The organism is Pseudomonas sp. FG13 (assembly GCF_057809755.1).
On sequence record NZ_JBMDKO010000042.1, the window covers coordinates 15,125 to 38,063 of the forward strand.

The following is a 22,939-nucleotide window of genomic DNA, read 5'->3' on the forward strand; positions in this document are numbered from 1 at the left end:
AATATTTTTGAGGGTGTGCTTTGCCTGATTTTGGCCATTACACCCCCCGTATCCACTGGCTGAAACCCATGTAAAAACACCCAGCCCATAGGGTAGGTAGGGGTAGGCTTTTTTACATGGGTTTGCGTCAGTAAACAGTGGCGTTAGCTGCGAAGCTGTAATAGTTCAAAAAACGCAGGGCTGATGCTCGCTAACTCCCCGGCGTCTACCAGTGTGCCGTTTCGGGACTTCAACCTGGCCCGCTTATAGTACTTTGCCAAAATGGCATCGGACACACGTACCATTCGATACTTTGCAATCATCCTTAGGTTGATGCTTGAACAAATCACCTTAACGATCAGGTTTGATGCTTTATCTATTATGATGTAGTTCGACATTCTATATTTCTCCTTGTGTTGTTTTTGGTTGGCGTTCACCTCTAAGTATTGGTTGTGCCGTTGGCGTTATTGCCGGGGTATGACGAATCACACCCAGCGGAGTACTCCGCTAGGATGATCAGCGTTCTAATGTTTTATTACTTCAAGCGTGCCTGAACGACTCGACAACTAAAGTCGATAGGCTTTCACTGGGAATTTCTAGCGATCAGCCAGTTGTTCCAAGGCATCGTATGCCAGAGCATAAAGAGCTCGAATAACAGCATCTGAGCGTTCTGGCGTGACCGTCTCGGGATGAGTCTTTAAGGCGACCATATGTCGGCGGATGAATGCAAACTCTTTTTGCATTTCGGAGGCGGAAGGGGGCTCATCTGAGTGGTGATAATTTTGATCAGAGCGGAGCTCCAATGAGCCACTTTCAATGAGATGGTTGTCGGCTATATCGTGATAGCCATTGGTGCGGAAATAGGCGATCAGCTCGGCGGTGGTTTTCACTTCGGGTGTAGCGATATTAAATACTTGCATTTTATTTCTCCTTATTTAGATCAATTAATAGGCGTAGTCCTCTCGGGGTGTGCCTGATTGGTTTGGTAAATCTGAGGCATAAAAAAACCGACTCAAGGTCGGCATCGTCGTCATCGTTCTATCTTCAAAGAAGTAGTGAACTCTGTTAGCGTCGGTGCTTGGCCTCTTTTTTGAGTTGGATCATTTGTGGCTGATTCATCATTAGTCTCTCGGTGTTGCTTTAACCGTCAGTGGTGGTTAGCCAATATATAGACAGCACAATACCGATCATCTGACACTGTATGGGTGCGGGATGTAGTCGGCATGTTTGTCTGATGTCGTCATTCTACGCAGCTTGACACTTTATGTCAAGGACTAGTTGACGCTGGGTGATAACTCTGAAACGCACTTTGGCATCTAAACACTCCCATCCCCACACACCTCCAATAGCTTCAATAAGCACAAAACCGGTTTCCATCGATGGGGAACGCCTCCTGCTTAGCCAAGACAGGCATGTAAGCCCGTAAACACTGGGCAGAACGACAGTTGTTCCTCAGAACATGACGAATCCAGTGCAGGTTATGCTCGGGTTTACCGTTGGTTTCTGACGAGTTTTCGAGGCCGCCAACCCTTCAGTTAATCGAGGCTGGCAGCCTATCCGGTTGGTCAATCAATAAGGTGCAGAACGTCCTTGACGTTCAGGTGTGAATACCGTGCAACAGATCGAGTGTCCCTGTGGCCCGATACGATCATGATCTGTGCGTTGTTGAATCCCTTCTTGGCGACGTTTGTGATTCTGGTATGCCTGAGCTGGTGCAGTCTGACGCTACTGTCCAAGCCTGCCTTAACACGTGCCAGACGCACTGCCTGAGTTACGGCGTGGGGAGTGACAGTGAAGATCATGCCGAGTGGGTGGCGTTCCACGGTGGCCCACAGTTGGGCGAGTTCAAGAATCTCAACGGCTCGGTGGGTGAGGGGAACTGACCGAGTGCCGTTCTTTCCATCGATTACATCAGCAATGCGTTCTTTGAGGTGAAGGCAGTCTCTCGTCAGTTTCAGAATTTCAGATCGCCGCATGGCAGTCTCGTATGCCAGTTCAACAATGAGCTTCATGGTTGGTGAGAGTTTCTCCAGCAGCCGCTCAAGCTCACTCGCACGGATCACTTTGTCAGAAGACCGGTCTGGCTTTGGTAGTGCGATATCACTCACAGGGTTATGAATGTCGATCAATAACCCACGTTTGGCGAACCGGTAGAACCGCGACATGAATGCGAGTTGCGTCCTGCACGTGGACGGCTTGACCTTCTTCAATCGTATGATTTTGAAGTCGTTGATCATCTGCGGGGTGATTTCGTGAATGGGCTGCGTGAAATGCCTGCCCAGATGCTCAACGACTTTCAGTGCGTGGTCGTAGCTGCCTTTGCCCTTGAGCATCGTTTCGCAGTACGTCATGCCCAACGTATAAATGGTGTGGTGCTTGCGATCCATCGTCACTGCTTCGATCTGGTTCGCCCATGACTCTGCTTCAGCTTTGGTGCTGAAGGTTTTCGACTGGGGAGATTTACCCTTTATCCGTACCTGAGCATTCCAGTTGCCGGACGGAAGTAAGCGGAAATTGGCCATTTTTAACGCCTCATAATGTGAATGGGCGTTCTGTGAAACCCTTGAGCACCAAGGCTTGCAGCTTGCTCAAGCAGACATTGACATGGTGGGGGTCGTTGGTTCGAGTCCAATCGCGCCTACCAAACAAAATCCGCTCTGCTGGGCGGTCTAGAAGGGCTCACCGAAAGGTGGGCCCTTTTTTGTTGTCTGCGATTTGCAAAACGATCCACTGCTCAGGACATCAGGCGGGGTAGGAGTGGGCGGAAGAAAATGGAATCGATGGTGAGGGCTCCTATGACACGGGATCCTCGTCATTTGATGAGGGTTGTCAGTCATTTATTGACGGTGGCAGTGGGAGTATCTCGCGGATAGCGATGAAGAAGACGAGTGAATGGTGTGTTGGCAAAAGGAAGAGGATCGGGAAACTAGGACAGACAACGATTATGACGAGCTGATAAAAGGTGAGCCAAATCACGGTCTTCCCTTCGGTTTCATCAAACCTCTCCTGGTGGAAATAAATCGGTCCCCTTTTTTGCCCTTTTTAGTGGCGTATTGGCATTGCCAAGTGTTTTTCCTATAGGTATAAAGGACTTGCTGGGCGTACCGCCCAGGTGCTCTTTAAACATGGTCAAATTCTCTGGGCTTGCAGTTGGTGGTTGGGTAACCGACCAGCTTTGTGTTCTCAAAGCTACCTCTCCGCACGACCCGTCCCTAGAACGTTCTAGATATGCGTCAGCGCTGAACGTTGTGCTCCTCGGGCACCCTAAGGTTCGCCTTGGTGGTATCCCTGATCAGCGCTAACGAGATGTAAAGCGCTAAATCTAATGCGTTGGCGAAAGCTACCTCGGTGACGGAATGCAAAATGTGGCGGCGACGGCTTATCGATATTGATAAATCAATATTGATAAGCAGAACTGTGGTTTGTAGTGGTGTCTTGGTAGTTCCATTCGGCCCGGAATGCTTTGGCGGCGGCAATTTCGCCGGCCAGGAGCTACAACCATGTTGCGTTCAAAGAAAGCAGCTCGTCCTCGGACTAAGCTGCAAAAGCACAATAACCAAGACACCCGCGTTACAGTTGATTGCCCGTCCTCTCATGACAAGAAGGGTAAGGGCGAAAAATGGACAGCGATGCTTAGAGATTTGCGGAGCTTCCTGATTCGTCAATTGCTTATCGAGATTTGGAAGAATAGGCAGGAATACTGGGAGAGTGCTAGCGAGATCGCGAGCAAAATCCTTGAGGCATTAGGCTCATGACGCAACAAATCACATCATTCGAATTCTGAAGGGTCGATCTATATATCGGCCCTTCTTCGTTTCAGGGACTGGGATATGGATGCTCCAATTTACCCCTTCAAGCCGATCCACAGCATCCGGGCTTTGGCTCTGGCACTTGGCGAAAGTGAGCAGTTGCTTGAAAGGCTTGCAACCCGTGCGGACCAAATGTATCGCCATGTGCCCCAAGAGAAGAAGGTCAAGCCGGGAAAACCTCCCGAAATGCGAGACACTTACGATGCTCACGAACCGCTCAAGCGGGTTCAGCGAAAACTCGTCGACAGGATATTGTCCAAAGCGACTTTTCCCCCGTATCTGCACGGTGGCATCAAAGATCGTAAGTCCCCCAGAAGCATTCACAGCAATGCGGCGGTGCACGCTGGGGCAAGATTCGTCATCCTCCAAGACATCCGAAACTTTTACCCGTCCATATTGAAACGACATGTAGACGCGTTGTTTCGCGGACTATTTGGATTCGGAGCGAGTGTAGCGGCTTTGCTATCATCAATATGCACTCGTGAGGGAAGCACGCCCCAAGGTGCTAGTACGAGTGGCTACATCGCCAACTTGGTTTTCTGGGATGTGGAGCCGAAGATCGTAAAAGGTCTTCTGGGTCGAGGTTTCCAATACACTCGGTTTGCCGACGACATCACGATCTCATGTGGTCGTAAGCCGTCATCGGATGAGCTTACCAATATTGTTTCGACTATCACTGGAATGCTAGCTGCCAAAGGATGTCATCAGAAGCGAACAAAGCTTCACATGCGCGTCCGTGGGCAGGGCATCAAAGCCGATGGTGCGATTTTCCAGCCCGTTACGGTGACTGGGTTGAGCGTCTTTAATAGCTCCCCAGGGCTCACCAAGTTGGAGCGTAGGCGTATACGTTCAGCGGTCAGGGAGTTTGAGGTCATGAGTGAATCGACCAATAATTGGTCTGATCTTGAATCAACCTATCATCGTGCGATGGGGCGGGTAGGGAGGCTACTTGCGTGCGGTCATCCAGACGGTGCGATGTTAAAGGAGCGCCTCAATTTGGTTATGCGGTCCTACCAAGCGCCACTTTTGGAACGATACCAGCAGGCAATAGTAGCAAACTCGAACACAGAGACGAGTTCGCTAGCTGCCCCCCCCATTCTTGAGTACTCATCGGAGCAAGACGGTCCTTTACCTTGGCAGTAAAGAGGCCGGTACTGCAACTCGTTAACTTATGGATCGGTACTTCATACCATTCCCGAAAATGGGGTACAGACCACAATTAATTCGAACCGATTTCAGGTGTATCTAGAATCGTGGTCTGTCCCGGTATTCCCTTGTCCCCGATATTCCTATAGCGGCGACCTAGAGGGATGTAAGTGGTGGCGTAGACTGGCCCAACGAAACTGGTCAAACTTCTTTTTTTTGCATGGAAAAATCTCTTTGAAAAAAAATCAAATTCTTGGGGGAGTGAAGCTTGCGAGTGTGTGGGCCATTTGGGCCTTTCTCGCTGTAGGTGCCGTAGGCTGGGCCCTGTTTACTCTTCTGGAGGCCTTTGGTGTATTGAAAGACGGGGCGGCTTGGGTTCAGGCTATCGGCTCAATAATGGCCATACTTATTGCTATTTGGGTGCCAGCATATCAACACGATAAGCAGCAAAAGGCTGAAGAGGATAAGCGTCGAGCTTATATTCGAGTCTTCATCAAGCGAGTGGACTTTGATTTTGGGATGCTTAGAGAGAACAAGGATAAGCATGAGCTTTGCAAACAGCTCGCAGTCTCGTTGGCTGCAGACATTCAAGAGTTTTTGAAAACTGATATCGATCTTCTTCGAGCTGAAGCGTGCTTGGAATTGTTATGGGCTTTTCAGGCAATGGCTTGGGAAGCCAATTTCAATGCTCCAGAGATGGAAAACTTCCCTGCAGTCATTCAGTTGATTGAGAATAGTTTCGATAGACTGAAGCGCATAGCCCAATCATATCCCATCGTCACGACATCGATACCGGGTGCAACCTGACGGCACGCTTGCTTGACCCTATACCGGATGACTGCGATGGAAGCGGCTATGGATAGTTCTTGCTGAGGCGCAGGGCAATGGCTTCGAGCTTTCGGCCATGGCCCATATTTCGTTGTTGTCGCGGCGGAAGACCACTGGCGCGCGGTGCACATTGGGAAAATGGGAGGGAAATGGGGGAAAGACCACAATTAATCCGAGCTGATTTCAGGTGTATCTAGAATGGTGGTCTGTCCCGGTGTTCCAAGTCGGTAGCCAGCGCTGCGCGATTTGGTCTTGTAGCAATCCTTCATGCCGTAAAGTGCATCACCTGACACTCGCGGCCCGGCCTGCCGTTCCTAGAGCTTTCGCAAGAACTGGAGGCGGAGGGTGTCGTCGAGTTTTCGCAGTTCTTTCAGAGCTTTCGGACCCCACTCGACTCCGTACTCAACGGCCATTGGCGATATCTGCCTCGGCCTCGCCAATGAGATCGTCAAGAGATACGCGAACAGGTGTTTCGTTGGCATCGATCCGTGCCTTGACCAAGTGGACGAGTTCCAATTCCTCCAGGCGCTCTACCATCGCCTCGTAGACATCGGCCGGGACCATGTAACCCATAACTCGGTTTTGGTTCAGTACGGCCACGGGCAAGCCGTTGGCACCGTTTAAGACGGAGGAGGGATTCTTCTTGAGTTCGGATACGCTGACGGCCACATCGGCCAGAATGTTCTGCATAGATCAGACTCCTATATAGGTCTTTATTCTGGTCATTCTGTGGTGGGTGGCAAGTGCCCTGGGTAGCGATTCCCAGCTCCTCTTCGAAACCGCCGATTACCGCATTCGCACCGTTACCCAGGTTCTGGAAAATATTGCGTTTCGCTCGGATATTAGTTCGGACACCGTAGTGCTCGCCGACTTTTGCAAGCTCCTGACGACGTCGCTACGCGATGGGTGTGACGTGATGGATGTGATTGGTAGGTGGTTGCGGGCGCAGGCGGCTGGTTAGAAGAATGGGCGACTTGTGAGTCGCCCATTTCATGAGGCTTGGGTCGGTTGAATAACGGTCGTAGCCCACCGGTCTTTACAGTAGAGTTTTTTAGCAGCCCGCCAGAGGCCAACCGACCCGCGCCGCACGAAGAAGGCTGGCCTTTACAACCAATCGGTGAAACGGGGCAATCACCAAGATGTACGCCCGGCCCAGACGATTGTGACAGTGCACCACGGTTGAAAAAACCAGCTGGCGACTGCCTTCCAGTTCTGCTTCTTCAACACATAGGATCGATATCCGGAAGTCGAGGTGCTTGTCGTCCTCTCCCAGTACGATTTCAGTCTGGTTCGTGCTGTAGACCTTGAAGATTCCAACCCGATTGGCAAGGGTTGCCAACTGTTTGGCTGTCTTGAGACCAAAACAGGCAACGATAGTGTCTCGGATTTTCATGAGCCAGCCGATCCAGGAGGGCTGGTGGGAAAGGATGAATCGAGCCAGTGAATCCGGATTGCCAGAGGCACCCGCAGGGAGCCGAATCGCGAAGGCGTCCGTCAGGTTCATCGACTTGTAAAGGTGGGCGATGCCGGACCTGGTGGGGACTGGCACGGAGGTAATGAGCTCAAATTCTCGGTGCATCGGGGATCCTTCCTGAGTTCTGACACGGATTAATTGGATGTTGTTGAAGCGCCCACTGCTCCTTGGCGAATACTGAGCTCAATCACGGCATCATAGAGCGCTTGCTGCCCAGCTGGCAGAACAGGGAGTAACGTCGCACGGCGCTTGTCGACATCGAACCAGGACTCCACCAACCATCCCACCAGATAGAGCGCCGACAGGCATCCGCCAGCGGTTGCAATGTTCCCCCGGCATACAAAAGGCTGGTCCACGCACTCAAGTCCCAGGGCTTGCAGGTCCGAGCGTGCATCCGGGTGCGTAGTCGCTTGGCCGTTAAGCAACCCAAGTCGTTCGAGAATGAAAGCGCCGGCGCATATGGAGCCGATTCGCTGGCGTCTGGCATCAAGTTCAAACGACGGTAGGAAGTCTGGGGCGGCAAGTGCGGCGGGGATACCTTCCTTGCCGCTGACAAACAATACCGCGTCGGCACTATTGGCCTCCGAAAGCGGACCGTGCACCGAAACAGGCAGGCCGTGCGCCGATCGCACAACAGGGTTGGAACCCACTATTCGGACGTGCCAATCCTCGGTGTTGCGGCCTAAGATGTCCCACATCAGGAACAGGTCGATATCCGTGAAGTGGTCGAAAGCAACCAGAACGATTTTTTTCAAGGCGAGCTCCATGACAAGTGCTGGTGCTCGCAACGTATCAATCGGTTGCCCACCCTACACAGTCTGTATGGTGCTAAACAGGGGGCGAAATAACGGGTGAAAAAACTGACGCGTACCATTGGATCGCCGCTGGTTTTGAGGCCCTCGACCAAATAGGGCACATGGGCGTTTCGGCCGAGAGTCTTTCGCGCCGATTGAATGTGACCCGTGGATCGTTCTATCACCATTTCCGCAATCGCGAAGACTTTGTCCGCACTTTGTTGGCCGCATGGGAAGAAGATTACACGGAGCGCATGCTCGCTTATGCGGCGCAGGGGCGTAGCGCGGGCGAGACCTTGAAACGCTACTTGAGTATTGCCGCTGAGAAACAACCAGGGCGGGAAGTTTCCATCCGAGCCTGGTCGCTGCACGATCCGTTGGTAGGCGAGTTTCAGCAGCGTGTCGACACAAGACGACTGGACTTCGCGATACGGACCTGCCGCCGCTTGGTCCATAGGCCAGGCGAAGCAGAGGTGATGGGGCAGATGGCCCATTTATGCCTGATCGGCGGCCAACAGGCAGGGCTGCGGCGTGATGCCGCTCGCTTCAATGGTTTCATGCATCGAGCCTTTTCACTTTTCGAAGGGGCTCTTGCACCGTGGCGGGCTAAGTTGTGACCTGATACCTCCCGGCATAGACGCTATGGGCAGGCCATAGACTGCCGAGACTGGTGCTTGGTCCATAGGAGACGACCATTGATTCTTCCCTCAGACCATGACTCGGTCACCAGAGAGCAATGGCCGCTCAGGTTCTCAACAAATGTCCTTGGATAACCCTCAGGCTCATCACCACCCAGGCGCATCCAGTTTGGATCTGTCGAGGCCAGGGATCTGTAAGGGGTGCAGGCGGCCAATGTGAGCAGAGAGAGTGCCAAAACCAGCTTTGTCATAAAGTCCTGATCAATCTGCAACATGGCTGATCACCGTCTATTTCCTCGTCCGTGAAGGCGGTCGATAAGTGTGCGGGCAGAAACTGGGCGTGTAGATAGACAGGGCCCTTTTCCAATGCGAGCTACGGCGAGGCGTTGCTGCAAATGACGCTATACGACCCACCTCAATCGGCGGAAACCAGACAGCTGGGGGCAGGGCACCGCTTGAGTTCACGTGTAATCGGACCGTCTCATAATTGTGATCTGCCCGCGTTTTCCTTGCATCCGCAGCCCACAAGACCATTGTCGCGACTGAAAAAGGGGCAGCGCTCGATTTGAGTTCATGATCTCTTTCGGCTCCACCGCACTGCCACTCTGGTGATGCTCGTTCTCTGTGGGCCCGGCCCGCGAAGAAGGCACGGAGGCGGCGAAAAGGGTTTAAGTCTGACCAGGCCATATCCAAGCGTGCCTGCACCATTTCATTTTTTGCCTGGACGATCTGCCCTGCCAAACTGAGCGCTCTTTTCTTGAACTCCCTGTGAAGGGCCTGCTCCTCGGTCTCGTTCCCCAGTGGCGCAACCTTCATCTCGGAGAATGTGAAAAGAACTTTGTCGCTGAGTACATAAAATGTGCCGCGACATTTTTGTATATTCCCGTGAAAGATAAAGTCGGTCGAAAGGAACGCACGTTCGTCTACGTCTATGTAGTACAGCAGCTCACCCAAGTGGTTTCGAACTTTTCCGTCCTGGTGAATCCGGCCCAGGGGTGCGCCATCGCTGCCATTGCCTTTGAAGACCAGGTAGCGGCCGTTCGTGTAGTTGTACGGCATTAACGTTCCTTATTTCGCCCTGACATTGGAACCCCTGGTTTGTCCACTCACCGCACCCATCCATGACCCTTGCCCGCAACGCTATCAGGTCAAGACTGGCCATGCCCAATTTCTTCTGGCGTCTGTTGGCAAATCCCATAAGGCGCCCGATGGTCAGTCGCGTCGACCCGACTGGCTAGCCAATAAGCTGTACATGATTTATATTTTTGTACAGGTTTTGTAATGGGATGTAGGAAAAGTGACCCCCCTCGAAAAGCTGATTTCATGGCATGAAAGTTGGGCGCTGCGCAATCAGATCGTGAAATGCAAGAGCTGTGGCGCCGAGCAGTCCGAGAGCGATAGAGAGCTGACGTTCATGCATGAGCCGACCTGTCTGAATGCGAGATTCGCCACCCAACCCTGGCAGGCGTTGGATGAGGTGAGAGAGGCTTATTGGGTTCCGCCGGAAACCTCATCATTGGATTAGAGCAGGGGAATACAGCGGTGAATCACGGGGAGATGAGCATCGTGGTGCTGTCCCTATTTCATAATGCCCCCGGCTCGTAGTGGCAAAGTAATGATGCTAAATTCTGCGCGTTCAACGTGTGCGCTCATTTGCCCCACGGGAATATCTAACCTCTCTCAACCAATTCTGTGGATATGGACGTCAATGAACAAAACCAAGCTCTCGATTGCGCTGTCCTGCGCTGTTGCCATCGTGATGTTGAGTGGATGCGCTGCTTCTGTGAAAAGCGGCGGAACTGAAACACTGGTCATCCAGGAATCAGCCAAGCAGAACCTGGTCGTCAACTTCCAGGGAAACAGCAAGGTTGAACAGAACGAGGACTGGTCTCGCCTGAAGCAAGAATGGAGTGACGCCCTGCAAGCGGAAGCGACTCGCGCGGGCTACCACCTTGCCGAAGCCCAGCCGACAAGCCTCGACGGCAAAGACGGTGTGGGCATTAAAATCAACGTGAGCAATTTCCGTTACCTGACCCCAGGGGCACGCTACGGAGCCGGTGTCATGGTAGGCAATGCGTGGGTCAACTCCAGCGCAGATTACTCGGACTTGAAATCAGGCCACCTGATTGGCACACGGACCTATGACACGACATCGTCTGCTTGGGAGGGCGTCATGTCGGCCATGACCCAAAAGCAGGTTCAGGCTATTTCTCAGCAAATCATCAGTGACATCAAGAGCGCGAAAGCCAAGTAAGACGATTCTTGCTTAATGTATCGACGTTTGGATTGGGGCGTTGATCTCATGTCTTTTGCTGTGAAGCTTTTGGAAAAACGGAAAGAAAGCACACCCTGAGGAAGGGGTGATCAATGTCAAAGAAACATCAGGAAAGCAAAGCAGTGACTGCTGCTGACATCGAGCGCTCTATTCAGGCACTGAACAAAATGGCTGAGCGCCTCTGGGGCGATGGTCGGGAAGCTGAGGCGAAAGCGCTGCTCGATGCCTTGGATGCTTTAAATAGAGCGCTCGACCGGATCAGGATTGGAGAGAGCCGCAGGGTGCTTCATTGACGAGAAGAGCAGGCCGTAACACTTAATGCCAGTCAGTTAAGCCACAAATCTGTGGGAGCAAAGCTTGCTCGCGATAACGACAGACCAGTCAACATTGCTGCTGACTGACTTAGCGCAATCGCGAGCAAGCTTTGCTTCCACAGGTTTTGCGCCGTTTGATCCTCAACTGACTGGTATTAGGCCGTAACGCTTTGTTTTGAGTGGGACTGCCTGCCTATGGGAAATGAATTTGTCCCTTTTTCGCTTTCGCCGCAACGCAAAAGCCCCGATCCAAATCGGGGCTTTCTCATTTCCGATAGAGACAAAACCCGCCGGATTGCGGGCTGTGCCTGTCAGTTCTTGCAGGCTACCTGCAGAGGCGCAGCAGGCGTCAGCTTTTTGGGAATGACAATTGAAGTGCCAGGGAAAGAGGCGAGTTCGAAAACCCCGAGGATGCACATAAGCGTTTGCCCGCCATCTTTGTTGGGGCTGTTAGCCACGCCTGCCAAAGCTTCATAGTCTTTCCCTGGTTCCAGCTTGTAAACCAGCGCCTGGCCACCGCAGGACGAGTAAGTGCTGCCATAGCCGCCAATGGTCGCGCCCAGGGTTGCAACCTGGAAGGGTAGATCAGCCCTGACGCGATACTCGGTCACGACCTCTTTGTACGCCCCTTCGGCCATCCGAATGGCAGGGATGTACTCGATAAGAGTGGGCATAACCCGTTGCGGCATGCCAATGCTCGCTGTCTTCAGAGGGTACTGCGGATAGTTGATGCTCGCCGTCCCGTCCCGCCCGAAACGTCCGGCTTCAGCCATTTTGTGACGGGTAGCAGGGGCACAACTGCCAATGATGCTGTCTCCATACACGCTGGAGTTGGTGATGACCCGAACACGGGCCAAGCTCTCGGATTGAGCAGGCTCTTCGTAGGGAACTGAAGGTATTCCAGAGCAACCGGCAAGTGCTGCAGCAAAAAAAATAACGAAAGTGACGACCCGCATGACCATGTCCTTATGTGCTCGATAACCAAAAAAAAACCGACACGATGGCCGGGATTTTCGTGCACTCCTATACGCGCAGGAGTGGCGGGATGGATGGTGGCTCATTGGCTCGCTGGGAACAAGCAGCTTTTGTCTCAACCAATCCCTTCGCATCCAACAGTGCACAGGTCGTGATCAGGTGGGGCTCGTTTGCTGTAGCACGTCCCCGTCGTCGCTCACCTTGGGAATACTTCATATCTATCTATACTCAGCGTTTCTGCTCGGATATTCATCCGGCGCATTCAAGGACGAGGAGAATAGACATGGCTTCCAGCAGCACACTCGCTCCAAATGATGAAAGCGGAATTGTCAGCGCTCTCAATGGCGTCGTCACGAAGACCGATGTGATTGCGAGTGCGATAAGGACTGGCAAACACATCAATGTGAAGCTGGTCCGAGGAGGGAGCGCCACAGGTTGCGAGGCTGCGGTCACTACCAAGAGCGCGGGAGGGGAGCCGGCCAATGCGGCATGTGGAGCACCGACACTGCAACAAATGATCAGTCAGGTGGGTGGCTCTCAGCCAGGGATACCCCAGGCGAAATTGCCGGAGTTCACTTCTGTTGCGGCTAACTCCGCAAAATGGGCGCGGCGCGGTGGGTGGCTCCTGGTGGAAATCAATACGAGTTATCTCATCGCTGGAGATGCTGGAGAAAGCGGTTGGGTATGCCTGAAGAACGCACCTCTGGTTTCGGCGATTTATATCCCTCATCCCACTGCTGCCTCTGCGCCAGGAGGAAAAGCACTCCCTAACGCTGATTGATGCTCCTTCGATAAAAAACACTGTCGTTTTAGATGAACAAGCATGAGCACCCAATGCTCAGCCCATAGTCTGCTCCACCAACCACTCCCTAAATACCCGCACCGCCGCCTGCCGCTCCCGCCCCGGCACGCACACCACGCTATACCGTGCCCCCGGCAGATTCACCTCAGGGCGATAGCCAACCAGTTGCCCCCGCGCAACCGCTTCAGCAACCAACACGTTACTGGCGAGCACCAGCCCATGCCCGGCGATGGCGGCCTGCAGCGCATGCTGTTCCTCGTCATAACGTCGCAAGCGCGCGTTATCCAGCCAGCTCTGGGTGCCTGCCGCGGCGCACCAGGTTGGCCAGTCGACTGCGACGCTTGAGTGGCTCAACCACGGTACGTCGATCAGCTCGACAGGTGAGTTCTCTTCGGGCGGTTGCCAGCCGGGGCGGCAATAGACGCCGAAGTACTCATCCAACAAAGGTTGTTCGATCAGCTGTGGCTCAGGCATGAACAAGGCGCGGATCGCCAAGTCGATGCTTGCGTCACGCTGGAGGTCCACTACGTCGTTGCTGCTGTGCAGGCCGACGTCGATATCCGGGTGCAACCGATGAAAATCCCCAAGCCGGGGTATCAGCCACAGGCTGGCGAACGCCGGCGTGGTGCTCACCACCAGGGACTGTGCAGCACACGTTGGCGACAGCATTTGCAGGCCATGTTGGATATCGAGCAGGGCCCGGTGGATGTGCGGGTGAAGGCGCTCGCCGTCGGCGCTCAGGCGCACGTTCTGGCTGGAGCGCTCGAACAGTTGCACGCCAAGGAAGCCCTCAAGACTTTTGACCTGATGGGAGATCGCCGCCGGGCTGATGTGCAGTTCCTGGGCCGCTGCCTTGAAGCTCCCCAGCCTTGCGGCAGACTCGAAGCCGCGCAAGGCGGTGAGGGGCAGTTTGGCGAACATGGGGATGGATGACTCAGGTTGAGCGTGGCTCAATTTAGCTCAATTGTGCGTGGGCGCTCAACTCGCCAGGCTGTGGTCTTCTCCCACCAATCCGAGAGAGCCACGATGCAAGGCACCCCCCGCAAGATTCTCCAGGCGATTCTCTACGAGGCTGGCGGCGTGCTGTTCGTGGCACCGGCCCTGGCGCTCACCTACGGTCAAGGTTTGGTCTATTCGACCCAGCTGTCATTGGTGATTTCCGCCGTGGCGCTGGCCTGGAACATGCTGTTCAACGGCCTGTTCGAATGGTGGGAGCGCCGCCAGTACTATCGCCATCGCAGTTGGCGACGACGCTTGCTGCACTCCCTGGGATTCGAGGGCGGATTGACGCTGATTCTGACCCCCGTGATTGGGGCGTGGCTGAGTATCAGCCTTTGGCTGGCATTGATCACCAACCTGGGGCTGTTTGTGTTTTTCTTTTTCTATTCGCTGGTTTTTCAATGGGGGTTTGATCGAGTGTTCGATGTACCGTTGTCGGCCCAGCCCGATCAGGATGCGGCGTCCAGCGCCAATGCTCCTTGAGCCTGACGCGATGCCTGGCTTGCTCGCTCTTAGTGATGCTGCTAGCTTCACTGCATGACGACTAATCGCCTCACCTCGACGACCACCACCACGACCTCTGAAAGCGGAGCGTGCGAGGTGTCGTGAACGATCAGTAGACGAACTTCAAAGGCCCGCCAGCGATGGACAGGGCCTTTTTTATGGCCTTGTGTCGGTGGCTCAAACGCAAGGAGATGCACCCATGTACGCACTGCTGATACTTGATGTCCAGGTTGGACTTGTCCATGGCCCGGAAAAGCCATGGCGCTGTGAGGCTTTGTTGAAAACCATCAATGCCCTGATGACGAAGGCACGCCGCGCTGGCGCTCCTGTTTTTCTGGCTCGGCACATCGGGCCTGCGGGTTCTCCCATCGAAGCAGGCAGCCCGCTGACGAACATTGCGCAAGAACTGGAGCTGCAGGGTACAGAAGTGGTGTTTGAGAAGCGGCGGCCTAATGCTTTCGAGAAGACCGACCTGATGGGTGAGCTGCGATCTCGCGGCGTGACGGGTGTAGTGGTCACGGGCATGAAGACTCAATATTGCGTGGACAGCACCTGTCGAGCCGCTCGCGATCTTGGCTTTGATGCAGTACTCGTGGCCGACGGTCATACCACCTTGGACTCACCTGTCATGAGCGCTGAAGACATTGTGGCTCATCACAATGCGACGCTGGATGGACCGTTCTGCCAACTGGTTCCGGCAGAGGAGTGGGACTTCCAGTAGCGTGGCGGGTATTACCGGAGAGGTGGACGGGCCGCATAATTCAATCCGTACCTCTTCCGGTTCCTCCGGTCACTTGGGCTTGTTGCCCAACACCCGCCGTATTTTTGGAGTGCTCCATATGAAGTTTTTTCTGGGCGCGATCACCGTCATGCTCCTGACCGGATGTTCGACGCTTGCCGAAACCTTTGATGATCACCCGCGTTGTGGTGCTCATCCCTATTGCGGATCTTCCACGGATATCGAGGTGATCAAGGGGGCCACTGAGGAAAATGCTGGCGTGCTCCGTGTGTTGTTGCCGGTGGCGCTCATTGACCTGCCGTTCAGCTTGGTTGCCGACACATTGTTCCTACCGTATACCGCGTTCAATACCGAACCTGCCCATAAGTAGCCAGATTGCCTTGGGGGTGCTCAGCGGGAGCGAGTTCTCTCGCATAATGAGCCCGGTGTCTTGATCCTTTGCAATTTATCGATGTTCTGTTCGTGCATTAGCATTCCTTCACCAAAATCCAGGAAGCATGGCTGTGAGAAACAGGTTTATAGCGGGTGCGTTTTTTCTGCTGATGGCCATGACTGCTCAATCTGCCTACAGCAGTGGGGGAGACGAGTCCGAAGAAAACGCGTCGTTGCTCTGCAAGATGCTGGACGGCCTGGATGCCTTGACCCAGGCTTCCGAGTTCTCGGCCGAGCATCGTACGGTCAATATCGTCATAGACGGGTCGTCAGAAGACGCCGACAAACTCTGTCCGGAAATCCTCGCCCTCGTCGAGCAGAACGAGTTGGTCTTTGCCCAGGGCTGGGCTGTAGAAATCATCTCTTCCAGCCCGGATTATGGCGTCATTGGTACTTGTCCGTTGTTGTGAGGGGGGGCGCGTAAAAGTTGTATGCGCTTCCTGTTTATGATTTAAAGGAGCGGCTCAAGTCGAGCATTGCGTAGCATCATAGAAACCGCGCCTGGAAGGCGCCGACCGAGAGAGGCGGATTGTCTCCAGGTATCTCAAAAGGGATTTTAGCTATGAATCTGTCTCTTCAGGACATCGCACCTGACCAAGTCGACGCGCTTAAAAAACAGTCTCAAGCGGCTTATGACCTGGAAGTCAAACGGCTGCAAGAACAGAACGTTCATCCTCATTCCCTGGCTGGGGTCGGATCCCAACAGGGCATTTGTGGCTACTTCCGCTTCGAAAGTGGCGACAGCATTGACGGGTCCCACACCGAAACGATTCAGATCACGGCTTTGTCCGCCATGATTGGCCCAGATGCTCCTCAACAAGGCATCCGGGTGCGATTTTCAGGTCATGCGACCGGCACGGGCACCCATTTGAATACCTCCAATCTGTACCTGCTGGGTACAGCGCCTGATGCCGTGAGTCTCATCGGGGTGCAATTGACACTGCAGCTGTTGATAAGCGCTGGCAAGATCAAAGTGTTCATCTCCGATGGGACCCGCTTGCAGGCCGTGCTGGTCAATCCCCAGCAGTCTCCACCTGATTTCGACGGAGAGTTCTCCGGTAGCGGCGTCGGTACGTTTACGCAGGTGTGATGTAGCTCGGGCACAAGGCCCTGGCAAATAAGCCAGGGCCTTCCTGGCACCTGTTTCTCGCTATCCCTGCGTATCTTCGGCCAAAGCCGTCAGGTACTCAGCGGCCTTCCGATATTTTTCAACCCGCTCCAGATCCTTCTGGCTCGGGCTGTCTATCCGTGACAAATCACTGTTTTCCGCAAGGTCGGCCAGCTTCACCCGACGCGCCAGTGGATCTCGGGCAGCCCGTTCGATGAAGGCCTGATAGGTCTCGCCTTCGCGCTTGGTAAGGGAATCGATGGCGGCCAGAATCGCCTCGCTGAAACCTTCGTTGCGCAGGTCTGCGAGCGTCACGCGGGTGTCTTCGACCACGTCATGCAGCACCGCCACGATACGTTCGTCGTGATGCGACAGGCGCAACATGACTTTCAGCGGGTGCAGGATGTAAGGCGCGCCACCCTTATCGGTTTGCCCTTCATGGGCCCGTGCGGAAATCGCTATGGCTTTCTCAAGCGTACTCATGCCACCTCACTCGTTCTCCAGGGATACTCGACGCGGGGACTGATGGACCGCGCGGCAATCTTAGCGTCAGACAAGCGTCTTCGATATGAACGCGTTCACTGAGGTATGAGGTTATCGAATAGGGCCTCTTCGAATTATGTGCTTTTCGGAAGTTGTCTTCGGCTCGCATACTGGTTCCTTTTAAGTCGATCCCTGAACGAGGCGCTGTCTTGTCAAACGTTGAACCCCCTCTGCATGAGTTGAAGCGCGAGCACATCTACGACGGCTTCAGGCAGTTGATGCCGATCTCTCTGTTCGTCGTCGTATTCGGAGTCGCTTTCGGCCTGGCTGCAGCGCAAACGGGCTTGAGTGATGCGTCGGCCGTTCTCATGAGCACGCTGGTTTTTGCCGGCGCTTCACAATTTGCCGCGCTGGATCTGTGGGGCGAACAGGTGCCCGTGGTGCCACTGATCATCACCGTGTTCGCCATCAACGCCCGGCATCTGTTGATGGGCGCGACGCTCTACCCATGGCTGCGGGAGTTGCCGGTGGCCAAGCGCTACGGCGTGATGCTGGTGGTCTCCGATGCCAACTGGGCCATGGCGATGCAAGCGTTCAACGCTGGCAAGCCGGGGTTCGGGTTGCTGTTCGGGGGCGGTATTGCGCTGTGGGCCGCCTGGATCCTGGGCAGTTGGCTGGGCCTGCATTTTGGCAGCGCCATCCAGAATCCCGTCAGTTTCGGGCTCGACATGGTGATGGGGTGTTTCCTGTTGGCGATGGTGGTGGGCGGGAAGAAGAACCCGCGCATGTTCATCATCTGGACCGTCGCGGCCTGCTCTTCGCTGATGGCTTACTGGTACTTACCGGCTAACAGTCATGTCGTCGTGGGGGCTTTGGCGGGAGGGCTGTTGGGCGCGTTGTGGATGGAGAAAAAACAATGAATATCGCAACGGCGGGGTATGGCACACTGGTGATCATTCTGATCATGGCACTCGTGACATTGGCGACTCGCTGGGGCGGGGTTTTCGTGATGTCGTTCGTGCCGATCAACTATCGGGTGCAGCAGTTCATCACCGCCATGTCGGGCTCGGTATTGGTGGCGGTCCTGGCACCGATGGCGGTCAAGGGGGATGACGGCGCACGCCTGGCCTTGCTCACCACGGCAGTTGTCATGCTGGTCCTGAAGAAACCGTTGCCGGCGATTGCGGCGGGCATACTGGCGGCAGCGCTGGTGAGGCAGTTCTGAGATGCAAATCGCCCGCTTACAGGCGGGCGATAAATTAATCTCACTCAGGTCAGAAGCTCAGGGCTGCGGTCTCCCCGAATGAATGTTCCTGTACGCCAGCCATGAAGTGCAGCGGCATCTGTTGCTTCGCCTCAATCGGCGTAATTTCAAAACTGCCGACTACCTGAACGTGAAGTGCACTCAGCCGTATCAATTCCTCTTCCTTTGCCTTTGCCATTCTCGCGTGGTTCGCTGCGATTTCATTGAGAGTTGACACGGTACATCTCCGGTGGCTGACCAAGCGTGATTGAGTTGCCGCAGCGTCAGAATGTCGTCTTCCTGGCGGCTACGGCAATTGCTGCAAACCCTAAGCCAGACGTGGCCCGGCAAGGCCGGCCACATCCTACAGGCGACGAATGGAGAGTCGGACGCCAGTGACGTTCCAACCATGCCTCAACAATAAGTCATTAATAATGCATTTCACGTCATCGCAACGGGCTGATACCCCGGCGGTGCCAGTCGAGGTGAACGTCGCCCTTATTGCGTGACATTTCTCAGTCGGTATCCGCGCCGAAGCGTGTTGATCGAGGTCTCGGGCTTCGATAGGCCACCATCACCCCGAGGCCGACCAGACCGGTCGCCAACGCCAGCAGCAGAATCACCTTTTGCAATCCGATCGGCGCGGCCAGCAGCGCGACCAATAGGCCCGCCAGCGGTTGTGACAGGTTGTTGAGCAACGTGATAACGCCGACGGTCTTGCCGAAGTCCTGGGGCGGGATGACTTGCTGGCGAATGCTGCGCATGTAGACGTTGAACATTTTGTCGAAGCCGACGACCAGGAGGAAACCCACCACGTAACCCCAGGCGTTTGGACTGAGGGCGGTGATGAAAGCGCCTGTGGCGATCAACGTGTACGACAGGGCACCCAGCCATTTCAAGGGCAGCGAGACCCGTGCCAGGAGGAACAGGATGACGATGGTGGTCACGGCGCCAGCGGCCTGCAACCCGGCGTAATAGTCCTTGCCGGCGCTGTACTGGCCGATGACCATGGCCGCCGAAGTGGCCAGGGTGACGCCTATGATCAGATTGACGCCGATCGCCAGGCTGATGATCTTCTTCAGTTCCGTCAGGTTGCGGATATGGCTGAAAGCGATGCGTAGCGGGTTCAGCCAGAGATCGTGATGTTGCTCGAACGTTTCCAGGGTGACCGAGCTGGTGCGCTGCCAGTACCGCATGGCCAGGTCCGCCAGCAGGAACAGCGCGGCAATCGCCAGTACTACCCAATGCCACGCCCATACTTCCAGCATCAGCGCAGCGATCAATGGACCCAGCACCAGTCCGCTCTGGTCGGCGATCTGCGAGTAGGACAGGGTCTTGGTATAGGTGTAGTGCTTGAAGATGTAAGGCAGCACGACTTCGCGGGCCATGATGCCTTGGGTGGTCAGCACGCCGCACAAGGCCGAGAGGGCGATGATCCAGTAGAGGCCGCCAAAGATCCCGTAGAGCGCCGTGGCGGCGATGCACGCCACGGCGCGGTAGACCTGGCTGATGTGCAGGATACGGATGGGCGGGAACTTGTCGCACAACGCGCCGCAGATCGGGAACGACAAATAGCGCGGCAGGGATTCGACGAAGAAGGCCAGGCCCGCCCAGGAGACGCTGTTGGTGGTCTGGAACACGATCAACGGGACGATGAACAGCAGGATCTGGTCGGCCAGTCGGGAGAGGAACAATGAGCTGAAGAAGGCCAGGTAATCCTTGCGCATGGAACTCCTTGATAGCGTTTGTCAGGTCCGTTAGCGGCGGGGGACGCGATGTGGAACTAATATCATCCTATGCGTCCCTATGTGCAGGGATCTTCCCTTTTTTAGTGAGAGCCATCATGTTCAAATCGCGCTCGTTGATTGCAGTGGTGACTTGCTTCGCCTTGGTGGCGGGGCCTGAAATGGTCGTTGCGGATCCGGGTAACGGCAAGGGAAATGCTCAGTTCGACCAGGGGCCGGGTCACGGACAGGGCAAAGGAGGGCAAGGCAACAAGGGCGGTCAAGGCAACTATGGTAACCAGGGTGGCAAGGGCAACGCTCATGGCGGTGACTGGCACAACGGCCCGAGCATCGACCGGGGCGGTGTCATAGGTGTGATCGGCGGTTACCGCGATTATTGGAGCCCGGGCCCGGCGCTGCCACCGGGCATCCAGAAAAACCTCGCTCGGGGCAAACCGATGCCGCCGGGTATCGCCAAGAAGCTGGACGGGCGCCTGTTGGGACGGTTGCCGCACTACGATGGCTACGAGTGGCGGCAGGTGGGCACGGACCTGATCCTGGTGGCGATTGCCAGTGGCATCATTTACGAAGTGCTGAACGGTGCGTTCGATTGAGGCTCGGTTGAATCCGGCGTAGCAGCCTGTTGGCAGGCTGCTACGCCCTCAGTTTTCAAGCTGCCGCAGACGTTTGTACAAGGTATTGCGGCTGACCCCGAGCCGACGGGCCAGGTGCGAGATGTTGCCGCCCACCGCCTGCAATTGGCGGTTCAGGTCTTCGGCATCGTTCAAGTCCACCGACAGCGGCTCCGGTGTGTCCACCGGGTCCATCTCCAGGTCCACGAAGAAATCATCCGGCAGGTGTTCCGGGCGGATCGGCTGTTCCTCGGCCATCGCCAAGGCCACTTGCAGCACGCTGCTGACTTGTCGCAGGTTGCCCGGCCACGGATGACGTTCGAACAGTTCCTGCACCTCGCGGCTCAGGCCGGCCCATTGGGTGGGCTCGCGATGATGTTCCCAAAGGCGTTTGAACAGCGCCTGTTTGTCGCTGCGCTCGCGCAGGGGTGGCAGTTCCAGGGTCAGGCCGCCGATGCGGTAGTACAGGTCTTCGCGGAAACGGCCCAGTTGCACCTGTTCGCGCAGCGAGCGGTTGGTGGCGGAGATGATGCGGATGTCCACCGGGAACAGCTCGGCGCTGCCCACCGGTTGCACGCAACGCTCCTGCAATACCCGCAGCAAGCGGGCCTGGGTCGGCAGGGGCATGTCGCCGATCTCGTCAAGGAACAGCGTGCCGCGGTCGGCCTTGCGGATCAGGCCGATGCTGCCCTTCTGGTTGGCGCCGGTGAAAGCGCCTTTTTCGTAACCGAACAATTCCGATTCCACCAGCTCGGCCGGAATGGCCGCGCAGTTGACCGCAATGAACGGCTGCTTGCAGCGGGAGCTGGCTTGGTGCAAGGCCTTGACGAACACTTCCTTGCCGACACCTGTCTCGCCGTGGATCAGCAGCGGAATGTCTTTTTCCAGCAAACGTTCGGCCTGGCGCACGGCCTTTTCCACGCGGCTGTCACCAAAGTGCAGTGTATTGAGACTGATGACGTGGGCGGCGGGAGCAGGGGCGGGCGAGGGCGCCGGTTCGGTGAAGACGCGTGGCTTGATCGACACTTGGTTCGGGCGCTTGAGCATGCACTGGAAACGATTGCGCCCGGCTGCTTGCAGGGAGAACGGCAGGCCGTCGGGTTGGTTCAGCAGTTCCAGCAGCGAGACCTTGAACAGGCTTTCGATACTGACCCGTGACAGGCTCAGGCCCAGCAGATTGTCGGCCCGGCGGTTGGCGGACAGTACCTGGCCGCTCTCGTCGAAAATCAGCAGGCCTGCCCATTGGCTGTCGAGGTTGTTCAATCCGGTGTTGAAGGTCAGCTGAAAGTGTTCACCGCGGAACAGGTTGAGGATCAGCCGGTTCTCCACGGTCTGGCTCATCATCTTGACCATGCCCAGGGTGTGGGAGGGCGGCAAGTAGCTGTCGCTGGACACGTCCAGCACCGCGATGACCTTGCGCTCGGCATCGAAGATCGGCGCGGCGGAGCCGGTCATGAAGCGGTTGGCCTTGAGGAAGTGTTCATCGTGTTCAATGTGCACCGCCTGCTCGCAGGCCAATGCGGTGCCAATGGCGTTGGTGCCGGTGCACCGCTCCATCCAGCTCGCTCCGGCGCTGAAGCCGTGGGCCAGTTTCGGCTCGATGAAACGCTGGGTACCCCAGGAGGTCAGCACCTGCCCCTGGTTGTCGGCCAGCATGATCAGGCAATTGGAGTTGCTGAGGATGTTCTCGTAGTACGGCAGGACTTCCTGGTGGGTGGTCTGCACCAGAGAATGCTGGCTTTCCAGTAACTGGGCGATGCCTTCGGCGGGCAACGGGTCGAAGGTCGGTGCGCTCTGGTGATTCAGGCCGAAGGCACGGCAGCGGGACCAGGAGGCCTGGATGATGGCGTCGTGGGACAAGGCAGGAGCTGGTGCGGCCATGGGACACTCTCGCAGAAGCTGTTTTTATTGTTGTGGTGAGTTTCGCACAGACTCCTTGTGCTGGGGCAAGCCCCGATTGCCAGGTAGAACGCAAATCCTGTGTGGGAGCGAGCCCGCTCGCGATAGCGTCGGATCAGCTGCACCCATGTTGCCGATAGAC

29 protein-coding genes and 1 pseudogene are annotated in these 22,939 nt (G+C 55.5%); 17 read left to right on the top strand and 13 right to left on the bottom strand.

Going from position 1 to position 22,939, the window contains the following annotated elements:
• Nucleotides 1-143 precede the first annotated feature (143 nt).
• From ACODTO_RS23840 to ACODTO_RS23850, 3 genes are all read right to left on the bottom strand, one after another.
• On the bottom strand, nt 144-377 hold the full coding sequence (locus ACODTO_RS23840) for a hypothetical protein (protein ID WP_489107148.1): 234 nt from the start codon (nt 375-377) through the stop codon (nt 144-146).
• Between the two features lie 198 nt (nt 378-575).
• Nucleotides 576-899, bottom strand: a complete 324-nt coding sequence (locus ACODTO_RS23845; RefSeq protein WP_489107149.1) for a hypothetical protein — start codon at nt 897-899, stop codon at nt 576-578.
• A 645-nt stretch (nt 900-1,544) separates the two neighbouring features.
• Nucleotides 1,545-2,501, bottom strand: a complete 957-nt coding sequence (locus ACODTO_RS23850; RefSeq protein ID WP_489107150.1) for a tyrosine-type recombinase/integrase — start codon at nt 2,499-2,501, stop codon at nt 1,545-1,547.
• A 978-nt stretch (nt 2,502-3,479) separates the two neighbouring features.
• On the opposite strand from ACODTO_RS23850, the gene ACODTO_RS23855 reads away from it, so the two are divergent.
• The 3 genes from ACODTO_RS23855 (at nt 3,480) to ACODTO_RS23865 (ending at nt 5,741) form a co-directional block, all read left to right on the top strand.
• Entirely contained in the window at nt 3,480-3,734 is a 255-nt protein-coding gene (locus ACODTO_RS23855) for a hypothetical protein (RefSeq protein ID WP_175364108.1), read from the top strand.
• Between the two features lie 75 nt (nt 3,735-3,809).
• Complete coding sequence (locus ACODTO_RS23860) at nt 3,810-4,931, top strand: reverse transcriptase family protein (RefSeq protein ID WP_489107151.1); 1,122 nt, start codon at nt 3,810-3,812, stop codon at nt 4,929-4,931.
• A 237-nt stretch (nt 4,932-5,168) separates the two neighbouring features.
• The gene (locus ACODTO_RS23865; protein ID WP_489107152.1) at nt 5,169-5,741 is read left to right on the top strand and encodes a hypothetical protein; all 573 of its coding nucleotides are present in this window, start codon (nt 5,169-5,171) and stop codon (nt 5,739-5,741) included.
• Nucleotides 5,742-6,164: 423 nt separating this feature from the next.
• Here the strand turns inward: ACODTO_RS23865 and ACODTO_RS23870 are convergent, their stop codons facing one another.
• Entirely contained in the window at nt 6,165-6,452 is a 288-nt protein-coding gene (locus tag ACODTO_RS23870) for a type II toxin-antitoxin system Phd/YefM family antitoxin (protein ID WP_489107153.1), read from the bottom strand.
• 76 nt (nt 6,453-6,528) lie between these two features.
• Here ACODTO_RS23870 and ACODTO_RS23875 point away from each other — a divergent pair.
• A pseudogene (locus ACODTO_RS23875) lies at nt 6,529-6,723 on the top strand (hypothetical protein); the annotation flags it as partial.
• A gap of 90 nt (nt 6,724-6,813) precedes the next feature.
• Here ACODTO_RS23875 and ACODTO_RS23880 read toward each other — a convergent pair.
• Both ACODTO_RS23880 and ACODTO_RS23885 read right to left on the bottom strand, forming a co-directional pair.
• Complete coding sequence (locus ACODTO_RS23880) at nt 6,814-7,341, bottom strand: DUF2867 domain-containing protein (RefSeq protein ID WP_489107154.1); 528 nt, start codon at nt 7,339-7,341, stop codon at nt 6,814-6,816.
• Between the two features lie 29 nt (nt 7,342-7,370).
• Nucleotides 7,371-7,991: a DJ-1/PfpI family protein gene (locus ACODTO_RS23885; protein ID WP_489107155.1), complete on the bottom strand. Its 621-nt coding sequence runs from the start codon at nt 7,989-7,991 to the stop codon at nt 7,371-7,373.
• A 161-nt stretch (nt 7,992-8,152) separates the two neighbouring features.
• On the opposite strand from ACODTO_RS23885, the gene ACODTO_RS23890 reads away from it, so the two are divergent.
• On the top strand, nt 8,153-8,647 hold the full coding sequence (locus ACODTO_RS23890; RefSeq protein WP_489107156.1) for a TetR/AcrR family transcriptional regulator: 495 nt from the start codon (nt 8,153-8,155) through the stop codon (nt 8,645-8,647).
• Nucleotides 8,648-8,956: 309 nt separating this feature from the next.
• Here ACODTO_RS23890 and ACODTO_RS23895 read toward each other — a convergent pair whose 3' ends face one another.
• Nucleotides 8,957-9,727, bottom strand: coding sequence for a hypothetical protein (locus ACODTO_RS23895; RefSeq protein ID WP_175385648.1), 771 nt, complete (start codon nt 9,725-9,727; stop codon nt 8,957-8,959).
• Between the two features lie 238 nt (nt 9,728-9,965).
• On the opposite strand from ACODTO_RS23895, the gene ACODTO_RS23900 reads away from it, so the two are divergent.
• The 3 genes from ACODTO_RS23900 to ACODTO_RS23910 all read left to right on the top strand — a co-directional run bounded on the left by ACODTO_RS23900 (nt 9,966) and on the right by ACODTO_RS23910 (nt 11,236).
• Nucleotides 9,966-10,193 carry a hypothetical protein gene (locus ACODTO_RS23900; RefSeq protein WP_175385647.1) on the top strand — a complete coding sequence of 76 codons (228 nt, stop codon included), beginning with the start codon at nt 9,966-9,968 and terminating at the stop codon, nt 10,191-10,193.
• Nucleotides 10,194-10,376: 183 nt separating this feature from the next.
• Nucleotides 10,377-10,922: a DUF4410 domain-containing protein gene (locus tag ACODTO_RS23905; RefSeq protein WP_175385646.1), complete on the top strand. Its 546-nt coding sequence runs from the start codon at nt 10,377-10,379 to the stop codon at nt 10,920-10,922.
• A gap of 113 nt (nt 10,923-11,035) precedes the next feature.
• Entirely contained in the window at nt 11,036-11,236 is a 201-nt protein-coding gene (locus ACODTO_RS23910; protein WP_041023727.1) for a hypothetical protein, read from the top strand.
• A 332-nt stretch (nt 11,237-11,568) separates the two neighbouring features.
• Here the strand turns inward: ACODTO_RS23910 and ACODTO_RS23915 are convergent, their stop codons facing one another.
• The gene (locus tag ACODTO_RS23915; RefSeq protein ID WP_489107157.1) at nt 11,569-12,213 is read right to left on the bottom strand and encodes a hypothetical protein; all 645 of its coding nucleotides are present in this window, start codon (nt 12,211-12,213) and stop codon (nt 11,569-11,571) included.
• Nucleotides 12,214-12,515: 302 nt separating this feature from the next.
• Here ACODTO_RS23915 and ACODTO_RS23920 point away from each other — a divergent pair, with 302 nt between their 5' ends.
• Nucleotides 12,516-13,013 (top strand): hypothetical protein, encoded by a 498-nt coding sequence (locus ACODTO_RS23920; RefSeq protein WP_489107158.1) that lies wholly within the window; start codon nt 12,516-12,518, stop codon nt 13,011-13,013.
• A 57-nt stretch (nt 13,014-13,070) separates the two neighbouring features.
• Here ACODTO_RS23920 and ACODTO_RS23925 read toward each other — a convergent pair whose 3' ends face one another.
• The gene (locus tag ACODTO_RS23925; protein ID WP_175385643.1) at nt 13,071-13,955 is read right to left on the bottom strand and encodes a LysR substrate-binding domain-containing protein; all 885 of its coding nucleotides are present in this window, start codon (nt 13,953-13,955) and stop codon (nt 13,071-13,073) included.
• A 105-nt stretch (nt 13,956-14,060) separates the two neighbouring features.
• Between ACODTO_RS23925 and ACODTO_RS23930 the strand changes: the two genes are divergently transcribed.
• The 5 genes from ACODTO_RS23930 to ACODTO_RS23950 all read left to right on the top strand — a co-directional run bounded on the left by ACODTO_RS23930 (nt 14,061) and on the right by ACODTO_RS23950 (nt 16,798).
• Nucleotides 14,061-14,516: a PACE efflux transporter gene (locus ACODTO_RS23930; protein WP_175364097.1), complete on the top strand. Its 456-nt coding sequence runs from the start codon at nt 14,061-14,063 to the stop codon at nt 14,514-14,516.
• Between the two features lie 220 nt (nt 14,517-14,736).
• Nucleotides 14,737-15,258 (top strand): cysteine hydrolase family protein, encoded by a 522-nt coding sequence (locus ACODTO_RS23935; protein WP_175385642.1) that lies wholly within the window; start codon nt 14,737-14,739, stop codon nt 15,256-15,258.
• Between the two features lie 118 nt (nt 15,259-15,376).
• Nucleotides 15,377-15,646, top strand: a complete 270-nt coding sequence (locus tag ACODTO_RS23940; protein WP_139644547.1) for a YceK/YidQ family lipoprotein — start codon at nt 15,377-15,379, stop codon at nt 15,644-15,646.
• 178 nt (nt 15,647-15,824) lie between these two features.
• Entirely contained in the window at nt 15,825-16,118 is a 294-nt protein-coding gene (locus ACODTO_RS23945; protein WP_241801784.1) for a hypothetical protein, read from the top strand.
• A 152-nt stretch (nt 16,119-16,270) separates the two neighbouring features.
• Nucleotides 16,271-16,798 (top strand): hypothetical protein, encoded by a 528-nt coding sequence (locus ACODTO_RS23950; RefSeq protein WP_139644543.1) that lies wholly within the window; start codon nt 16,271-16,273, stop codon nt 16,796-16,798.
• Nucleotides 16,799-16,858: 60 nt separating this feature from the next.
• Here ACODTO_RS23950 and ACODTO_RS23955 read toward each other — a convergent pair whose 3' ends face one another.
• Nucleotides 16,859-17,299, bottom strand: a complete 441-nt coding sequence (locus ACODTO_RS23955; RefSeq protein ID WP_139644540.1) for an HD domain-containing protein — start codon at nt 17,297-17,299, stop codon at nt 16,859-16,861.
• Nucleotides 17,300-17,508: 209 nt separating this feature from the next.
• On the opposite strand from ACODTO_RS23955, the gene ACODTO_RS23960 reads away from it, so the two are divergent.
• Both ACODTO_RS23960 and ACODTO_RS23965 read left to right on the top strand, forming a co-directional pair.
• Nucleotides 17,509-18,219 carry an AzlC family ABC transporter permease gene (locus tag ACODTO_RS23960; protein WP_489107159.1) on the top strand — a complete coding sequence of 237 codons (711 nt, stop codon included), beginning with the start codon at nt 17,509-17,511 and terminating at the stop codon, nt 18,217-18,219.
• Nucleotides 18,216-18,524 (top strand): AzlD family protein, encoded by a 309-nt coding sequence (locus ACODTO_RS23965; RefSeq protein WP_139644536.1) that lies wholly within the window; start codon nt 18,216-18,218, stop codon nt 18,522-18,524. The genes ACODTO_RS23960 and ACODTO_RS23965 overlap by 4 nt, the downstream gene beginning before the upstream one ends.
• A gap of 49 nt (nt 18,525-18,573) precedes the next feature.
• Here the strand turns inward: ACODTO_RS23965 and ACODTO_RS23970 are convergent, their stop codons facing one another.
• Together ACODTO_RS23970 and ACODTO_RS23975 are read right to left on the bottom strand one after the other, a co-directional pair.
• Nucleotides 18,574-18,780 carry a hypothetical protein gene (locus ACODTO_RS23970; RefSeq protein ID WP_139644523.1) on the bottom strand — a complete coding sequence of 69 codons (207 nt, stop codon included), beginning with the start codon at nt 18,778-18,780 and terminating at the stop codon, nt 18,574-18,576.
• Between the two features lie 277 nt (nt 18,781-19,057).
• Entirely contained in the window at nt 19,058-20,269 is a 1,212-nt protein-coding gene (locus ACODTO_RS23975) for an MFS transporter (protein ID WP_489107160.1), read from the bottom strand.
• Nucleotides 20,270-20,385: 116 nt separating this feature from the next.
• On the opposite strand from ACODTO_RS23975, the gene ACODTO_RS23980 reads away from it, so the two are divergent.
• A complete protein-coding gene (locus tag ACODTO_RS23980) occupies nt 20,386-20,880 on the top strand; it encodes an anti-virulence regulator CigR family protein (RefSeq protein WP_175385639.1) in 495 nt (164 codons plus the stop codon).
• Nucleotides 20,881-20,928: 48 nt separating this feature from the next.
• Here the strand turns inward: ACODTO_RS23980 and ACODTO_RS23985 are convergent, their stop codons facing one another.
• A complete protein-coding gene (locus ACODTO_RS23985; protein WP_175364090.1) occupies nt 20,929-22,779 on the bottom strand; it encodes a sigma-54-dependent Fis family transcriptional regulator in 1,851 nt (616 codons plus the stop codon).
• Between the last annotated feature and the right edge of the window lie 160 nt (nt 22,780-22,939).

Excerpts from the sequence above, each read along its gene's own strand:
- ACODTO_RS23910 (WP_041023727.1), top strand. The coding sequence starts at position 11,036 with ATGTCAAAGAAACATCAGGAAAGCAAAGCAGTGACTGCTGCTGACATC.
- ACODTO_RS23895 (WP_175385648.1), bottom strand. The coding sequence starts at position 9,727 with ATGCCGTACAACTACACGAACGGCCGCTACCTGGTCTTCAAAGGCAAT.
- ACODTO_RS23860 (WP_489107151.1), top strand. The coding sequence starts at position 3,810 with ATGGATGCTCCAATTTACCCCTTCAAGCCGATCCACAGCATCCGGGCT.
- ACODTO_RS23955 (WP_139644540.1), bottom strand. The coding sequence starts at position 17,299 with ATGAGTACGCTTGAGAAAGCCATAGCGATTTCCGCACGGGCCCATGAA.
- ACODTO_RS23975 (WP_489107160.1), bottom strand. The coding sequence starts at position 20,269 with ATGCGCAAGGATTACCTGGCCTTCTTCAGCTCATTGTTCCTCTCCCGA.
- ACODTO_RS23855 (WP_175364108.1), top strand. The coding sequence starts at position 3,480 with ATGTTGCGTTCAAAGAAAGCAGCTCGTCCTCGGACTAAGCTGCAAAAG.
- ACODTO_RS23945 (WP_241801784.1), top strand. The coding sequence starts at position 15,825 with ATGACTGCTCAATCTGCCTACAGCAGTGGGGGAGACGAGTCCGAAGAA.
- ACODTO_RS23925 (WP_175385643.1), bottom strand. The coding sequence starts at position 13,955 with ATGTTCGCCAAACTGCCCCTCACCGCCTTGCGCGGCTTCGAGTCTGCC.
- ACODTO_RS23850 (WP_489107150.1), bottom strand. The coding sequence starts at position 2,501 with ATGGCCAATTTCCGCTTACTTCCGTCCGGCAACTGGAATGCTCAGGTA.
- ACODTO_RS23940 (WP_139644547.1), top strand. The coding sequence starts at position 15,377 with ATGAAGTTTTTTCTGGGCGCGATCACCGTCATGCTCCTGACCGGATGT.
- ACODTO_RS23930 (WP_175364097.1), top strand. The coding sequence starts at position 14,061 with ATGCAAGGCACCCCCCGCAAGATTCTCCAGGCGATTCTCTACGAGGCT.
- ACODTO_RS23920 (WP_489107158.1), top strand. The coding sequence starts at position 12,516 with ATGGCTTCCAGCAGCACACTCGCTCCAAATGATGAAAGCGGAATTGTC.
- ACODTO_RS23980 (WP_175385639.1), top strand. The coding sequence starts at position 20,386 with ATGTTCAAATCGCGCTCGTTGATTGCAGTGGTGACTTGCTTCGCCTTG.
- ACODTO_RS23950 (WP_139644543.1), top strand. The coding sequence starts at position 16,271 with ATGAATCTGTCTCTTCAGGACATCGCACCTGACCAAGTCGACGCGCTT.
- ACODTO_RS23880 (WP_489107154.1), bottom strand. The coding sequence starts at position 7,341 with ATGCACCGAGAATTTGAGCTCATTACCTCCGTGCCAGTCCCCACCAGG.
- ACODTO_RS23840 (WP_489107148.1), bottom strand. The coding sequence starts at position 377 with ATGTCGAACTACATCATAATAGATAAAGCATCAAACCTGATCGTTAAG.
- ACODTO_RS23905 (WP_175385646.1), top strand. The coding sequence starts at position 10,377 with ATGAACAAAACCAAGCTCTCGATTGCGCTGTCCTGCGCTGTTGCCATC.
- ACODTO_RS23890 (WP_489107156.1), top strand. The coding sequence starts at position 8,153 with ATGGGCGTTTCGGCCGAGAGTCTTTCGCGCCGATTGAATGTGACCCGT.
- ACODTO_RS23935 (WP_175385642.1), top strand. The coding sequence starts at position 14,737 with ATGTACGCACTGCTGATACTTGATGTCCAGGTTGGACTTGTCCATGGC.
- ACODTO_RS23965 (WP_139644536.1), top strand. The coding sequence starts at position 18,216 with ATGAATATCGCAACGGCGGGGTATGGCACACTGGTGATCATTCTGATC.
- ACODTO_RS23985 (WP_175364090.1), bottom strand. The coding sequence starts at position 22,779 with ATGGCCGCACCAGCTCCTGCCTTGTCCCACGACGCCATCATCCAGGCC.
- ACODTO_RS23845 (WP_489107149.1), bottom strand. The coding sequence starts at position 899 with ATGCAAGTATTTAATATCGCTACACCCGAAGTGAAAACCACCGCCGAG.
- ACODTO_RS23870 (WP_489107153.1), bottom strand. The coding sequence starts at position 6,452 with ATGCAGAACATTCTGGCCGATGTGGCCGTCAGCGTATCCGAACTCAAG.
- ACODTO_RS23915 (WP_489107157.1), bottom strand. The coding sequence starts at position 12,213 with ATGCGGGTCGTCACTTTCGTTATTTTTTTTGCTGCAGCACTTGCCGGT.